Annotated in this window: 13 protein-coding genes and 1 rRNA gene; 8 read left to right on the plus strand and 6 right to left on the minus strand. The window is 59.6% G+C overall.

From position 1 onward, the window contains the following. From BFP92_RS18445 to BFP92_RS18455, 3 genes are all read right to left on the minus strand, one after another. Nucleotides 1-651: ribosomal RNA gene (locus tag BFP92_RS18445) — 16S ribosomal RNA — on the minus strand; the annotation flags it as partial. A gap of 572 nt (nt 652-1223) precedes the next feature. Further along, entirely contained in the window at nt 1224-2717 is a 1494-nt protein-coding gene (locus tag BFP92_RS18450; RefSeq protein WP_065930573.1) for a CoA-acylating methylmalonate-semialdehyde dehydrogenase, read from the minus strand. A gap of 39 nt (nt 2718-2756) precedes the next feature. Further along, entirely contained in the window at nt 2757-4106 is a 1350-nt protein-coding gene (locus BFP92_RS18455) for an omega-aminotransferase AptA (protein ID WP_058419411.1), read from the minus strand. 125 nt (nt 4107-4231) lie between these two features. Between BFP92_RS18455 and BFP92_RS18460 the strand changes: the two genes are divergently transcribed. The 4 genes from BFP92_RS18460 (at nt 4232) to BFP92_RS18475 (ending at nt 7976) form a co-directional block, all read left to right on the plus strand. Further along, a complete protein-coding gene (locus tag BFP92_RS18460; protein ID WP_065930574.1) occupies nt 4232-5152 on the plus strand; it encodes a LysR family transcriptional regulator in 921 nt (306 codons plus the stop codon). Nucleotides 5153-5240: 88 nt separating this feature from the next. Next, on the plus strand, nt 5241-6635 hold the full coding sequence (locus tag BFP92_RS18465) for a uracil-xanthine permease family protein (RefSeq protein ID WP_065930916.1): 1395 nt from the start codon (nt 5241-5243) through the stop codon (nt 6633-6635). 87 nt (nt 6636-6722) lie between these two features. Then, complete coding sequence (locus tag BFP92_RS18470; protein ID WP_065930575.1) at nt 6723-7382, plus strand: TetR/AcrR family transcriptional regulator; 660 nt, start codon at nt 6723-6725, stop codon at nt 7380-7382. A gap of 12 nt (nt 7383-7394) precedes the next feature. Further along, nucleotides 7395-7976: an IMPACT family protein gene (locus tag BFP92_RS18475; RefSeq protein ID WP_065930576.1), complete on the plus strand. Its 582-nt coding sequence runs from the start codon at nt 7395-7397 to the stop codon at nt 7974-7976. A gap of 66 nt (nt 7977-8042) precedes the next feature. Here BFP92_RS18475 and BFP92_RS18480 read toward each other — a convergent pair whose 3' ends face one another. Further along, a complete protein-coding gene (locus BFP92_RS18480; protein ID WP_065930577.1) occupies nt 8043-8459 on the minus strand; it encodes a hypothetical protein in 417 nt (138 codons plus the stop codon). Between the two features lie 83 nt (nt 8460-8542). Here BFP92_RS18480 and BFP92_RS18485 point away from each other — a divergent pair, with 83 nt between their 5' ends. From BFP92_RS18485 to BFP92_RS18495, 3 genes are all read left to right on the plus strand, one after another. Continuing rightward, a complete protein-coding gene (locus BFP92_RS18485) occupies nt 8543-8893 on the plus strand; it encodes a MerR family transcriptional regulator (RefSeq protein ID WP_065930578.1) in 351 nt (116 codons plus the stop codon). A 25-nt stretch (nt 8894-8918) separates the two neighbouring features. Further along, the gene (locus BFP92_RS18490) at nt 8919-9605 is read left to right on the plus strand and encodes an SDR family oxidoreductase (protein WP_065930579.1); all 687 of its coding nucleotides are present in this window, start codon (nt 8919-8921) and stop codon (nt 9603-9605) included. A gap of 187 nt (nt 9606-9792) precedes the next feature. Then, a complete protein-coding gene (locus tag BFP92_RS18495) occupies nt 9793-11151 on the plus strand; it encodes an 8-oxoguanine deaminase (RefSeq protein WP_065930580.1) in 1359 nt (452 codons plus the stop codon). A gap of 154 nt (nt 11152-11305) precedes the next feature. Here the strand turns inward: BFP92_RS18495 and BFP92_RS18500 are convergent, their stop codons facing one another. Then, a complete protein-coding gene (locus BFP92_RS18500) occupies nt 11306-12397 on the minus strand; it encodes a calcium:cation antiporter (protein WP_065930581.1) in 1092 nt (363 codons plus the stop codon). 194 nt (nt 12398-12591) lie between these two features. Between BFP92_RS18500 and BFP92_RS18505 the strand changes: the two genes are divergently transcribed. Continuing rightward, on the plus strand, nt 12592-13545 hold the full coding sequence (locus tag BFP92_RS18505) for an adenosine deaminase (protein WP_017134717.1): 954 nt from the start codon (nt 12592-12594) through the stop codon (nt 13543-13545). A gap of 60 nt (nt 13546-13605) precedes the next feature. Here the strand turns inward: BFP92_RS18505 and BFP92_RS18510 are convergent, their stop codons facing one another. Next, a complete protein-coding gene (locus tag BFP92_RS18510) occupies nt 13606-14982 on the minus strand; it encodes an MFS transporter (RefSeq protein ID WP_065930582.1) in 1377 nt (458 codons plus the stop codon). Nucleotides 14983-15011 lie beyond the last annotated feature (29 nt).

Genomic DNA, 15011 nt, shown 5'->3' on the forward strand with positions numbered 1-15011 from the left:
ACTCTAGTCAGTCAGTTTTGAATGCAGTTCCCAGGTTGAGCCCGGGGATTTCACATCCAACTTAACAAACCACCTACGCGCGCTTTACGCCCAGTAATTCCGATTAACGCTTGCACCCTCTGTATTACCGCGGCTGCTGGCACAGAGTTAGCCGGTGCTTATTCTGTCGGTAACGTCAAAACACTAACGTATTAGGTTAATGCCCTTCCTCCCAACTTAAAGTGCTTTACAATCCGAAGACCTTCTTCACACACGCGGCATGGCTGGATCAGGCTTTCGCCCATTGTCCAATATTCCCCACTGCTGCCTCCCGTAGGAGTCTGGACCGTGTCTCAGTTCCAGTGTGACTGATCATCCTCTCAGACCAGTTACGGATCGTCGCCTTGGTGAGCCATTACCTCACCAACTAGCTAATCCGACCTAGGCTCATCTGATAGCGCAAGGCCCGAAGGTCCCCTGCTTTCTCCCGTAGGACGTATGCGGTATTAGCGTCCGTTTCCGAACGTTATCCCCCACTACCAGGCAGATTCCTAGGCTTTACTCACCCGTCCGCCGCTCTCAAGAGAAGCAAGCTTCTCTCTACCGCTCGACTTGCATGTGTTAGGCCTGCCGCCAGCGTTCAATCTGAGCCATGATCAAACTCTTCAGTTCAAACATCTTTGGGTTTTTAAGAAACCCTAAACTTGGCTCAGCAATCGTTGGTTACATCTTTGATTTCTCGCGGAGTAACTTGTGATGCTGATAATCTTGTTGACTATCAGTCTGACTCCACAAGCACCCACACGAATTGCTTGATTCAGTTGTTAAAGAGCGGTTGGTTAAGATCTTTCGTCTCAACCGAGGCGCGCATTCTACAGCAGCGTCATTTGCTGTCAAGTGATTATTTTCAGAAGCTTTCGAAGAATTCTTCAACAACTTCAACCACTTGCGCTTACGATCTCTCGTTAGCGGGAGGCGAATTCTACAGCGTTACACGCTGCTGTCAACACCTCTTTTTCAACTCCCTTCTGGCTTCGATGAACTGAAGCGACTTGCTGCCGAAAACTTCTTAACTCTTTGTTTATCAAGGAGTTTTCAGTTTCGACTGCGCTGGAAGTGGGGCGAATTATAGACAGATATAAAACGCCGTCAATCCCTTTCATTCACATTTCTGTCATATCGGTCAAAAAGGCCGCAAAAGCACAAAAGCCGGCCCCAAGGGGCCGGCTTTCACCTGCAGCGCCTTACAGACTCGGGAAGGCGAACTGCGACGCTTCATGGCTGGCCCGTTGCGGCCAACGCTGGGTAATCGCCTTGCGACGGGTATAGAAACGCACCCCATCCGGCCCATAGGCGTGCAAGTCGCCAAACAGCGAACGCTTCCAGCCGCCAAAGCTGTGGTAGGCCACCGGCACCGGCAGTGGCACGTTCACACCGACCATACCCACTTCGATCTCATCACAAAACAGCCGCGCCGCTTCACCGTCACGGGTAAAGATGCAGGTGCCGTTGCCATACTCATGATCGTTGATCAGCTGCATCGCCGCTTCCAGGCTATCCACCCGCACTACGCACAGCACCGGCCCGAAGATCTCCTCCTTATAGATGCGCATCTCAGGCGCCACGCGATCAAACAGGCTGCCACCCAGGAAGAAGCCTTCTTCATGCCCGGCAACACTCAAACCACGGCCGTCGACCACCAGCTCGGCACCCGCCGACACACCGTCTTCTATATAGCCACTGACCTTGTCCCGCGCCTGCCCCGTCACCAACGGCCCCATATCCAGGCCGCAAGAGGTGCCCGCACCAATCTTGAGTGCCTTGACCTGCGGCACCAACTTGGCGATCAACGCATCCGCCACCTGGTCACCCACGCACACGGCCACCGAAATCGCCATGCAACGCTCACCGCAGGAACCGTACGCCGCGCCCATCAAAGCGCTGACCGCGTTATCCAGGTCCGCATCCGGCATCAGCACCGCATGGTTCTTCGCCCCGCCCAGCGCCTGCACGCGTTTGCCGCGCTTGGTCGCTTCGGAATAGATGTACTCGGCAATCGGCGTCGAACCCACAAAACTCAGGGCTTTGACTTCCGGCGCTTCAATAAGCGCATCCACAGCGCCCTTGTCCCCGTGTACCACGCTCAGCACGCCTTTGGGCAGACCGGCTTCCTGCAACAGCTGCGCAATCAGCAGCGTGGAACTTGGATCACGCTCCGATGGTTTCAGGATGAAACAGTTACCGCACACGATCGCCAGCGGGTACATCCACAGCGGCACCATCGCCGGGAAGTTGAACGGAGTAATACCCGCCACCACACCCAACGGCTGGAAATCCGACCACGCATCAATGTTCGGCCCCACGTTACGGCTGTACTCGCCCTTGAGAATCTCCGGCGCCGAGCAGGCGTATTCGACGTTCTCGATGCCGCGCTTCAATTCACCCGCGGCGTCCTCCAGGGTCTTGCCATGCTCCTCGCTGATCAACTGCGAGATACGCGCTTCGTTCTGCTCCAGCAATTGCTTGAAACGAAACATCACCTGGGCACGCTTGGCCGGCGGCGTATTGCGCCAGGCCGGGAACGCCGCCTTGGCCGCGTCGATCGCCTGTTGAATGGTTTCACGGCTGGCCAATGGCACCTGGTGAATCACCTGGCCGGTGGACGGGTTGTACACGTCGGCACTACGGCCGCTGTCATTGACCAACTCACCGTTGATCAAATGCTGGATAAGGCTCATGCAGGGCTCCTGAAAAGTTGTTCTATATAGAAGGAGAAATCAGTCGATTTTGTTCAGCACTTCGCCGACCGCATCGAACAGGCGATCCAGGTCCTGCGGCTTGCTGTTGAAGGTTGGCCCGAACTGCAGGGTGTCACCGCCAAAGCGCACGTAGAAACCGGCTTTCCACAAGGCCATGCCGGCCTCGAATGGCCGCACGATGGCATCGCCGTCACGCGGGGCAATCTGGATCGCGCCGGCCAGGCCGTAGTTACGGATGTCGATCACATTCTTGCTGCCCTTCAACCCGTGCAGCGCATTCTCAAAGTGCGGGGCGACTTCGGCTACGCTCTGCACTAGGTTTTCCTTCTGCAACAGGTCCAATGCCGCCAAGCCAGCCGCGCAAGCCACCGGGTGCGCCGAGTAGGTGTAGCCGTGGGGGAATTCCACCGCGTATTCCGGCGTCGCCTGGTTCATGAAGGTCTGATAGATCTCGCTGCTGGCAATCACCGCGCCCATCGGGATCGCGCCGTTGGTAACTTGCTTGGCGATGCACATGAGGTCCGGGGTCACACCAAAGCTGTCGGCGCCGAACATCGAGCCGGTACGGCCGAAACCGGTGATCACTTCATCGAACACCAGCAGGATGTTGTGTTGGTCGCAGATCTCACGCAGACGCTTGAGATAACCCTGTGGCGGCACCAGCACGCCCGCGGAACCGGCCATCGGCTCAACAAACACCGCTGCGATGTTCGACGCGTCGTGCAGTTCGATCAGCTTGAGCAGCTCATCGGCCAAGGCGATACCGCCCTGCTCCGGCATGCCACGGGAGAACGCATTGCTCGCCAGCAACGTGTGCGGCAGATGGTCCACGTCCATCAGGCCCTGACCAAAGAGCTTACGGTTGCCGTTCACGCCACCCAGGCTGGTCCCGGCAATGTTCACACCGTGATAGCCACGTGCGCGGCCGATCATCTTGGTCTTGGTGGCCTGGCCTTTCAAGCGCCAGTAGGCACGCACCATCTTCACTGCGGTATCGGCGCACTCAGAGCCCGAGTCGGTGAAAAACACGTGGTTCAGGTTGCCTGGGGTCAGGTCGGTGATCTTTTCCGCCAGTTGGAAGGACAACGGATGACCGTATTGAAAGCCCGGGGAGTAGTCCAGGGTGCCCAATTGCTTGGAGACGGCCTCTTGAATCTCCTTACGGGTGTGCCCGGCGCCACAGGTCCACAGGCCCGACAACGAGTCGTACACCCGGCGACCCTTGTCATCAATCAACCAGCTGCCTTCAGCGCCGACGATCAGGCGCGGGTCGCGCTGGAAGTTGCGGTTGGCGGTGTAAGGCATCCAGTGCGCATCCAACTTCAGTTGGCTGGCCAGGGACGATGGGGCGTTTTCGGGCATGTTCATCAGCAAAACCTCGCAGGGCAAAAGGCAGCGTCGGGATTGAAAAGCGTTGTTGCAGCTAAATTGCCACGGCGATAAAGTCGATGAAATTCAACTCTTCTAACCTTTAGTCAGGCCGTCACTAAACTATGAGCAGCCGTCGACCCGATCCCCTTGCCCAAGTCAGCGACTTCGATATCCGCCTGCTGCGTATCTTTCGCAGCGTGGTGGAATGCGGTGGTTTCTCGGCGGCAGAAACCGTGCTCGGCATCGGCCGCTCGGCCATCAGCCAGCAAATGAGCGACCTCGAGCAACGTCTGGGGTTAAGGCTGTGCCAACGCGGGCGCGCGGGATTCTCCCTGACCGAAGAAGGCCGCGAGGTCTACCAATCGGCCTTGCAGCTATTAAGTGCGCTGGAAAGTTTTCGCACCGAGGTCAACGGCCTGCACCAGCACTTGCGCGGCGAACTGATCATCGGCCTCACCGACAACCTGGTCACCCTGCCCCACATGCGCATCACCCACGCCCTGGCACAGTTGAAGGAGCGCGGCCCGGACGTGCAGATCCAGATCCGCATGATCGCCCCGAATGAAGTGGAACAAGGTGTACTCGATGGCCGCCTGCATGTCGGCGTAGTGCCCCAGGCGAGTGCCTTGTCGGGTCTGGAATACCAACCCCTGTACAGCGAACGCTCGTTGCTCTACTGCGCGGTCGGCCACCCGTTGTTTTACGCGGAAGACAAGCAACTGGACGACCCACGTATCGACAGCCAGGACGCCATCGCCCCGACCTTCCGCTTGCCCGCCGACATCCAGGCCCATTACCAGGCACTCAATTGCACCGCCAGCGCCTCGGACCGCGAAGGCATGGCGTTCCTGATCCTCACTGGCCGCTATATCGGCTACCTGCCCGACCACTACGCCAGCCTGTGGGTACAACAAGGCCGACTGCGCGCGCTGAAACCGGCTACACGTTTTTACGATTTAAGCCTCGCATCGGTCACGCGCAAGGGCCGCCGCCCTCATTTGGTGCTGGAAAGCTTTCTGGAGAGTCTGGCGGCAACGCGCTAACTCGGGCCTATCGCTAAAAGCTGAGCAACTGGACAGCTTTTTGCAAGAGAACCTGGACCTTGAACCGTCCGCCCTGAGTTTGCCCGCCATGCCACCAGAAACCCTGAGCCCCAACGACCTGATCTACGGCCTGAACGACCGCCCGAAACCGCTGCCCGCCCTACTGGCAGCCTTGCAACATGTGCTGGCCGCCTTCGTCGGCATCATCACCCCGCCACTGATCATCGGCTCGACTTTAGGGCTTACCGCCCACCTGCCCTACCTGATCAGCATGGCGTTGATGGTGTCCGGCGTGGGCACTTTCATTCAGGCACGCAGGCCATTTGGTATCGGCGCCGGGATGATCTGCCTGCAAGGCACCAGCTTTGCGTTTCTCGGTGCGGTGTTGTCAGCAGGCTTTCTGGTGAAACAACGCGGCGGCAGCCCGGAAGACATCATGGCGATGGTCTTCGGCGTGTGCTTTTTCGGCGCGGCGGTGCAGATCGTGTTGAGCCGTTTTATCGGGCAATTGCGCCGTGTGATCACGCCCCTGGTCACCGGTATCGTCATCACCTTGATCGGCATCAGCCTGATCAAAGTCGGCATCACCGACCTGGGCGGCGGTTTCAATGCACCCGACTTCGGCGCCCCAACCAATCTGGCGCTTGGGTTGTTCGTCGTGTTGACGATCATCTTGCTCAACCGCTCGAACACGCCGTGGGTGCGCCTCTCGGCAATCATCATCGGCCTGGCCCTCGGCAGCCTGGCCGCGTGGTTCAGCGGCAAGCTGGTGCCCCAAGCCTTGCCCGACTTGCCATTGATCAGCGTGCCGATGCCGTTTCGCTTTGGTTTCAACTTCGACTGGAGCGCCTTCCTGCCCATCGCGCTGATTTATCTGATCAGCAGTATCGAAACCGTCGGCGACCTGACTGCCAACTGCATGATCGCCCGCCAGCCCATCAGCGGCCCTTCATATATAAGCCGACTCAAGGGCGGCGTGTTGGGTGATGGCGTCAGTTGCATGATCGCCGCCACCTTCAGCGCATTCCCCAACACCACGTTTGCGCAGAACAACGGCGTGATCCAACTCACCGGCGTGGCCAGCCGTTACGTCGGCTTATACATTGGCGTGCTGCTGTTTTGTCTCGGCTTGTTTCCGCTGGTCGGCGCGGTACTGCAGCAAATCCCCAAACCGGTTTTGGGCGGCGCGACCCTGGTGATGTTCGGCAGCGTGGCCGCCGCCGGCGTGCGCATTCTGGCCCAGGCGCCGCTGGACCGACGCAGCATGCTGATCATCGCCACCTCCTTTGGTGTCGGCCTGGGCATTGCCGCCCAACCTCAGTTGCTGCACTTGATGCCGCCGTTGGTACAAAACCTGTTTGACTCGGCCATCACCAGCGGCGGCCTGACGGCCATCGTGTTGTGCCTGTTATTGCCCGAGCCCAAGGCGACTAACGTTGGCGCAAACCACGCCCCGGAAAGCGACACACTGGAACCGCTTTGACGGTTTTATTGCATCGGGACTTGTCTGAGGCTTGAGGGTGGGTTATCTGTGCACACGTCGTCTCTATCGATCAGCACGGAAACCTCCATGAGCCTCGAAGTTCCTGCCCACAGCAACCACGCCGGTAAACCTGCCAGCCGTATTCGGCAAAAGAATGAACAAGCGATTCTCCAGGCGGCTGAAGACGAATTCGCGCGCCATGGCTACAAAGGCACCAGCATGAACACCATTGCCGCGAGTGCCGGGCTGCCCAAGGCCAACCTGCATTATTACTTCACCAACAAACTCGGCCTGTACATTGCGGTACTGAGCAATATCCTCGAACTGTGGGACAGCACCTTCAACGCGCTGACCGCCGAGGACGACCCCGCCGTCGCGCTGACACGCTACATCCGCACCAAGATGGAATTCTCCCGACGCCACCCGCAAGCCTCGCGGATCTTCGCCATGGAGATCATCAGCGGCGGCGAATGCCTGACCGAATATTTCAGCCAGGACTACCGCGCCTGGTTCAGTGGCCGCGCAGCGGTGTTCCAGGCGTGGATCGAGGCCGGCAAGATGGACCCCATCGACCCCGTGCACCTGATTTTCCTGCTGTGGGGCAGTACCCAGCATTACGCCGACTTCGCCACCCAGATCTGTCGCGTCACCGGTCGCACCAAGCTGACCAAGCAGGACATGGAAGACGCCGGCACCAACCTGATCCATATCATCCTCAAAGGCTGCGGCATCAAGCCGGCCCTATAAACGAAGCGACTTATGCCTTTCACGCTGACCGGCCTTTGCGAATTTCGTGAAGAAATACGCAAAAGCCGCTTTATCACCTTGGCCGCGCCGATCACCAGCGCGCAAGACGCCCAAGCGTTTTTCGAGCAGCACAGCGACCTTAACGCCACGCACAACTGCTGGGCCTGGAAGCTCGCCGACCAATACCGCAGCAACGACGATGGCGAACCCGGCGGCACGGCCGGGCGGCCGATCCTGGCCGCCATTGAAGCCCAAGGCTTTGATCAGGTCGCCGTGCTGGTGATTCGCTGGTACGGCGGCATCCAGCTGGGCACCGGCGGGCTGGCCCGCGCCTACGGCGGCGGTGCGAACAAATGCCTGCAGAATGCCGAACGCATCGAGCTGATCAGCCGCGTGCCGCTCAGTTGTGCCTGCAGTTTCTCGGAATTGAACCTGGTGAAACTGCGCGTGGCCGAACTGGGCGGGCTGGTGGTGGAAGAAACCTTCACCGCCAACGGCGTCGAGCTACAGCTCGCACTCGGCGAGGCGCACATCGACACGCTGCAAACCCAGCTCGCCGACCTCAGCCGTGGGCGCATTCTGCTCGAACGCTGAAACTGCCCACATCTACTGTGCACCTGCCTGTGGATAACCTGAGCACACCCGCCTGTAACCCTTCTGTCATAAGGGCTTACGGGCGCCGATCATTTTTTGATCAGTATTCACCGGGAGTAATTGCGCAACGCCCCACAGCACTTCCAACAGCAGAATTATCCACAGCACCGACGTGGCGCCCTGCATCAGCGCGTACAGCTGCCAGGTCGCAAACAGCCCACGGCCGGCCGCGTCATACAGCCCAAATTGGCGTTGAGGGTCGCGAATACGCAGCACTGCCCACACGCACACAATCGAGCCCAGCAGGTTGGCCATCAGCACATGCGCAGGCAGAAACGGCGGTAGCTCGCCCGGCAGGTTCAAGCCCTGCAACAGGCCGTGCACTAATGCAAAACTCCACGGCGTGACAAACGCCGCGGTAATGATCAAGTCATACCAGGCGCTGGCCCGCACCAGTGTTCGGTAGTGTTTTGGTGTCCACATAGCAGCAAGCTCCTTCAATTCAAGAAGCCAGCAGGCTAAAGCCTGGAGTATGCTCCAGGGTCAAGCCATCTCGAGCCCGTCCCATGCGTATCGGCGAATTAGCCCAGGCCAGCCAGGTCAGCCGCGACACCTTGCGCTTCTATGAGCAGCGCGGGTTGATCGCCGCGCAACGCAGCGCCAATGGTTACCGCGACTACCCGCCGGACATGGTACAACTGGTGCTCTATATCAAGACTGCGCAGCGCCTGGGTTTCAGCCTCGGCGAGATCGGCACCAGCGTCGCCGCCTTATGGCAGGCGCCCGATCCCGACGCTGCCGTCACACAATTGCTGCAAGACAAGCTCAACCTGATCGACACCCGCATCACTGAACTCGGCCATCTGCGCCAGGAGTTGCAGCAAAGGCTCGGGCAACGTTGTCCATTAAATCCGTGAACCTCCATTTCAAAGGAAGCCTTTCATGTCTACGCCAAAAACCGCACTGATCATCGGCGCCTCGCGCGGCCTGGGCCTTGGCCTGGTCAAGCAACTGCTGCAGGACGGCTGGGAGGTGACCGCCACCGTGCGTGATCCGAACAAGGCCGATGCGCTCAAAGCCGTGGGCCAGGTGCAGATCGAGAAGCTGGACATGGACGATCAGCAAGCGGTGATCGCTTTGGCCCAACGCCTGAAAGCGCGCACCTTCGACCTGCTGTTCGTCAACGCCGGGGTCAAAGGCCCTGCCAACCAGGAGCCGGGCCACGCCACCCTGGCGGAAGTCGGCCAACTGTTTTTCACCAACGCCGTGGCGCCGATCAACCTGGCCCAGCGCTTTGTCGGACAGATCCGCAAAGACACCGGCGTGCTGGCGTTCATGAGTTCGGTGCTGGGCAGCGTGACGATTCCCGATGGCTCCGACCTGGCGCTGTACAAGGCCAGCAAGGCTGCACTGAACTCCATGACCAACAGCTTTATCACGCAACTGAGTGACCCTAAACTCACGGTGCTGTCGCTGCATCCGGGCTGGGTGAAGACCGACATGGGCGGCGAAAACGCGCACATCGACGTCGACACCAGCGTGCGCGGCCTGGTGGATCAGGTGAATGCCTACGCCGGCAAAGGCGGCCATCACTTCGTGGACTACAAAGGCGACACCATCGCCTGGTAACAGCTCGGTTCAACCTGTGGGAGCGGGCTTGCCCGCGATGTTCTCAAGAGCACCTCGCTCCTACAGATAGACCTGATCATGGACTACACGTAAACTCTGCTCCTCGCCCTCACCGGCGACCCTGGATCAGCAGACAGGGCAACACTGAGCTGGCAAACCTGAACCCATCATTCAGAGGAGCCGGCCAATGCCTGCGACCCGTATCTGGTTAAAAAACCCCCTCGCGATTTTCACCGCCAATGGCCTCGACGCCCGTGGTGGCCTGGTGCTGCAAGACGGTGTGATCACCGAAGTGCTGGGCTGGGAGAAAGAACCCGCCGCGCCCTGTGCACAAGTGTTCGATGCACGCGAGCATGTGGTGCTTCCCGGCCTGATCAACACCCACCATCACTTCTACCAAACCCTGACCCGCGCCTGGGCGCCGGTGGTCAACCAGCCTTTATTCCCCTGGCTGAAAACCCTGTACCCGGTCTGGGCACGCTTGACCCCGGAAAAACTCGCACTGGCGTCCAAAGTCGCCCTCGCAGAGTTGCTGCTGTCTGGCTGTACCACGGCGGCAGACCACCATTACCTGTTCCCTGACGGCCTGGAAAATGCCATCGATGTACAAGTAGAAAGCGTGCGCGAACTGGGCATGCGCGCCATGCTTACTCGCGGTTCCATGAGCCTGGGCGAAGCCGATGGTGGCCTGCCGCCGCAGCAAACCGTGCAACAAGGCCAGGTTATCCTCGAAGACAGCCAGCGCCTGATCCGCGAATACCACCAGCGCGGCGACGGCGCGCACATCCAGATCGCCCTGGCGCCCTGTTCGCCGTTTTCGGTCACACCGGAAATCATGCAAGCCAGCGCCGAACTGGCCAACAGCCTCGACGTGCGCCTGCACACGCATCTGGCCGAAACCCTCGACGAAGAAGACTTCTGCCTGCAGCGTTTCGGCCTGCGCACGGTGGACTACCTCGACAGTGTCGGCTGGCTTGGCCCGCGCACCTGGCTGGCCCACGGCATTCACTTCAACCCGGACGAGATCGCCCGCCTCGGCGCGGCCGGCACCGGTATTTGCCATTGCCCAAGCTCGAATATGCGCCTGGCTTCCGGCATCTGCCCGACCCTGGAACTGCTCGCCGCCGGCGCGCCGATTGGGCTGGGCGTCGACGGTTCGGCCTCCAACGATGCCTCGAACATGATCCTCGAAGCGCGCCAGGCCCTGTACATCCAGCGCCTGCGTTACGGCGCAGAAAAGATCACCCCGGAAGGCGTGCTGGGCTGGGCCACCAAAGGCTCGGCGCAGTTGCTGGGGCGCACGGATATCGGTGAGTTGGCCGTGGGCAAACAGGCTGACCTGGCGCTGTTCAAGCTCGATGAGCTGCGTTTTTCCGGCAGCCATGACCCGATTTCGGCGCTGCTGCTGTGCGGCGCCGACCGCGCGGACCGGGTGATGATCGGCGGCAAATGGCGGGTGATCGATGGGCAGGTTGAAGGGCTGGACCTTAAAGGCTTGATTGCCGATCACAGCCAGGCGGCGCGGGAACTGATCAACCGGGCTTAACTGAGGAAACACTATCAAAATGTGGGAGCGGGCTTGCTCGCGAAAGCAGTGTGTCAGTCGATGCATCAGTTGACTGACCCACCGCATTCGCGAGCAAGACGAATCGTCGCACCGCCGCTCCCACATTAGTTTCCAGGGTGTGCTTGAGGGCCGGTTACACCCCAAGCAACGACAACATGATAAAGGTCGCAAACAACACAAAGTGCGTCATCCCTTCGATGGCATTGGTTTCGCCATCATTGAGGTTGATCGCACTCACCACCAGCGTGATCAACACCATCACGGTTTGCACCGGCGTCATCGCCATCTGGAACGGCTGACCCGTGTAGAGCGCCATGGCTTCCATCACCGGCACCGTCAAAATCACCGTCGACAACGACGCACCCAGCGCAATGTTGACCACCGACTGCATGCGGTTAGCCAAGGCGGCACGCAACGCTGTGAGAATTTCCGGCGCGGCCGAAATCGCCGCCACCACAATCGCGGTAATCACCGGCGGTGCGCCCGTGCCTTCCAGGCCCAGGTCCAGGGTCTTGGACATCACCTCGGCCAATGCGCCAATCACAATCACGCCAAACACCAACGTACCGATGGAAAACGCCAGGTTGATCGGCGGCTCCTGCTGTTCTTCCGGCTGCTTCTTGCGACGTTTTTCCGGGTAGCTGTAGCTGAAGAAATAACTGTGCGGCCCCACCTGCATGCGCAGGAACAGGGTGTAGAGCAACACCATCGCGCCGATGGTGAAGGCTGAGTAAATTTTCCAATCGGCTTCGGGGATAAATTCCGGTACCACCATCGACACGCCCATGGCGGTGAGGATCATCACGCTGTAACTGCGCGCCGAATCATCGTTGTAGGACTGTTCACCATGCTTGATGCCGCCCATCAGCGCGGCCAGGCCAAGGATGCCGTTGATATCGAGCATCACCGCCGAATAGATCGTGTCACGTACCAAAGTCGGCGAGGGCTCGTTGCTCATCATGATCGCCAGGATCACCACTTCCACCAGCACGGCGGCAAGGGTGAGGATCATGGTGCCGTAGGGGTCACCGACCTTTTCCGCCAGTTGCTCGGCGTGGTGGGCGACGCGCATCGACGCCATGACAATAAAAGCGATGAGCGCCATGCCGCCGAGCAGGGCGACCATCTGCCCGCTGTGCAGCATCCAGTGCTCCAACGGGTAGGCGGCGATGGCAGCGATCAACGCCAGCCACATGAATTTTTCTTGCTTGAGGGATGTGAGCATTCCGGGCCTTTTTGTGCAGCAAATCAGTCATTGATGGGGTACAGACTGCGCCACTTCGCTAACGTTTCGTTACATCTTAGTTCAGAGGACTCTTGTGCGAATAAAACCAATACTCTCCTGCTGGTCAGGTTTTGCCGATTATTTCCGCCATGGCCTGTAGAATGCCGCCATTGCACCTGATGAGAATTTAGAACATGTACGATTGGCTCAACGCCCTGCCCAAGGCTGAATTACACCTGCACCTGGAAGGCTCGCTGGAGCCTGAGTTGCTGTTCGCCCTGGCTGAACGCAACAAGATTGCACTGCCGTGGAATGACGTCGAAACCCTGCGCAAGGCCTACGCCTTCAACAACCTGCAAGAGTTTCTCGACCTGTATTACAAGGGCGCCGATGTGCTGCGCACTTCCCAGGATTTCTATGACCTGACCTGGGCCTACCTGCTGCGCTGCAAAGAACAGAACGTGATCCACACCGAACCGTTCTTCGACCCGCAAACCCACACCGACCGTGGCGTGCCATTCGAAGTGGTGCTCAACGGCATCGCCGCTGCGCTTAAAGATGGCGAGCAGCAACTGGGCATCACCAGCGGTTTGATCCTGAGCTTCCTGCGCCACTTGAGCGAAGCCGAAGCCGAGAAAACCCTCGACCAGGCGCTGCCGTTCCGTGACGCGTTTGTGGCCGTGGGCCTGGACAGCTCGGAAATGGGCCACCCGCCGAGCAAGTTCCAGCGCGTGTTCGACCGTGCCCGCCATGAAGGCTTCCTGACCGTGGCCCACGCCGGTGAAGAAGGCCCGCCCGAGTACATCTGGGAGGCTATCGACCTGCTGAAAATCCAGCGTATCGACCATGGCGTACGCGCCATCGAAGACGAACGCCTGATGCAGCGCATCATCGACGAGCAAATCCCGCTGACCGTGTGCCCGCTGTCCAACACCAAGCTCTGTGTGTTCGACGACATGGCCCAGCACAACATCCTCGACATGCTTGAGCGTGGCGTGAAGGTGACGGTGAACTCGGATGACCCGGCGTACTTCGGCGGCTATGTCACCGAGAACTTCCACGCGCTGTACACCTCCCTGGGCATGACCCAGGACCAGGCCAAACGCCTGGCGCAGAACAGCCTGGATGCGCGGCTTGTAAAGCCATAACTGCATAAACGCAGTTCAAATAATGTGGGAGCTGGCTTGCCAGCTCCCACATTGACCTCATCAGCCTTGAGATTGGGTCAGTTCTTCCAGGGTCCTGCCCTTGGTTTCCATCCCAAACACCCACACCACCAGCGCCGCCACCGCAAAACACAGCGCCCCCAAGGCAAACACCCCACCCTGCCCGGTAATCGGGAACACCAGCCCGGTCACCAACGGCCCCAGCAATGACCCGACCCGGCCAATCGCCGAGGCAAACCCGGAACCGGTGGCACGCGCAGACGTGGGATACAGCTCCGGCGTGTAGGTGTACAGCACCGCCCACATGCCAAACAGAAAGAACTGCATCAACAGCCCCGAGGTAATCAGCAACCCCACGTTGCCGCCAAACACCGCGCTCTGCCCATACAGAAACGCCATCACCCCGCCGCCCAGCAGCGTCACTACACACACCGGTTTACGGCCCCAACGTTCCACCAGCCAGGCCGCCATCAAGAAGCCCGGTATCCCGCCCAGGGAAATGATCACCGTGTAATACACCGACTGCGTCACCGCAAAACCCGACTGCTGCAACAGCGCACTCAGCCAGGACGTCAGCCCGTAAAAACCCAGCAAGGCAAAAAACCACACGCTCCAGATCATCATCGTGCGCTGGCGATACTGCGCCGACCACAACTGCTGGAACGCCGAGAAAAACGTGCCCGGCACGCTCTCAACCCGAGGCAAGGCGATCGGCTCCGGCAAGTCCGCACGCCCCAACGAGTCGCGTACTTTCTGCTCAATGCCGAGCAACACCTTGTCCGCCGCCTCATGCCGCCCGGCCTGTTCCAGCCAGCGTGGCGACTCAGGGATAAAAAAACGAATCGCCAGCACAAACACCGCCGGCACCGCCAACACCAGGAAGATGTCGCGCCAGCCAATCACCGGCAGCAAAAAGTAGGACAGCACACCCGCCGCCACAAACCCCAACGGCCAGAAGCCATCCATCAAGGCGATGTAACGCCCACGGCCCTTGGCGGGAATCAGCTCCGAGAGCATCGACTGCGCAATCGGGAATTCCATGCCCATGCCGATTCCCAGCAGGATGCGGAACAGCGTCAGCGTTTCCACCGTCTGCGCCGTGGAGCACAGGTAACTGGCGACGCCCCACAACACGATGCTCCACTGAAACACCGGCTTGCGCCCGAAGCGGTCGGCCAACATGCCGGACAAGGATGCGCCGACCACCATGCCGAAAAAACTCGAACTGGCGAGTAACCCGGCCTGGGCCGTGCTCAGGCCGAACTCGGTTTTGATCGAGCCCAACAGGAAGGTCATCATCGCCAGGTCCATGGAGTCGAAAAAAAACGCCAGGGCGATGATGATGAAGATGATTCGGTGGTAACCGCTGATGGGCAACCGTTCCAGCCGCTCTGCCGCGCTATAGCCTTGCATACCCATGCCGCACCCCTGTGTGAAGAATCCCCAAG

The organism is Pseudomonas sp. 58 R 3, assembly GCF_900006605.1.
In the GTDB taxonomy this organism is placed as follows: domain Bacteria; phylum Pseudomonadota; class Gammaproteobacteria; order Pseudomonadales; family Pseudomonadaceae; genus Aquipseudomonas; species Aquipseudomonas salomonii.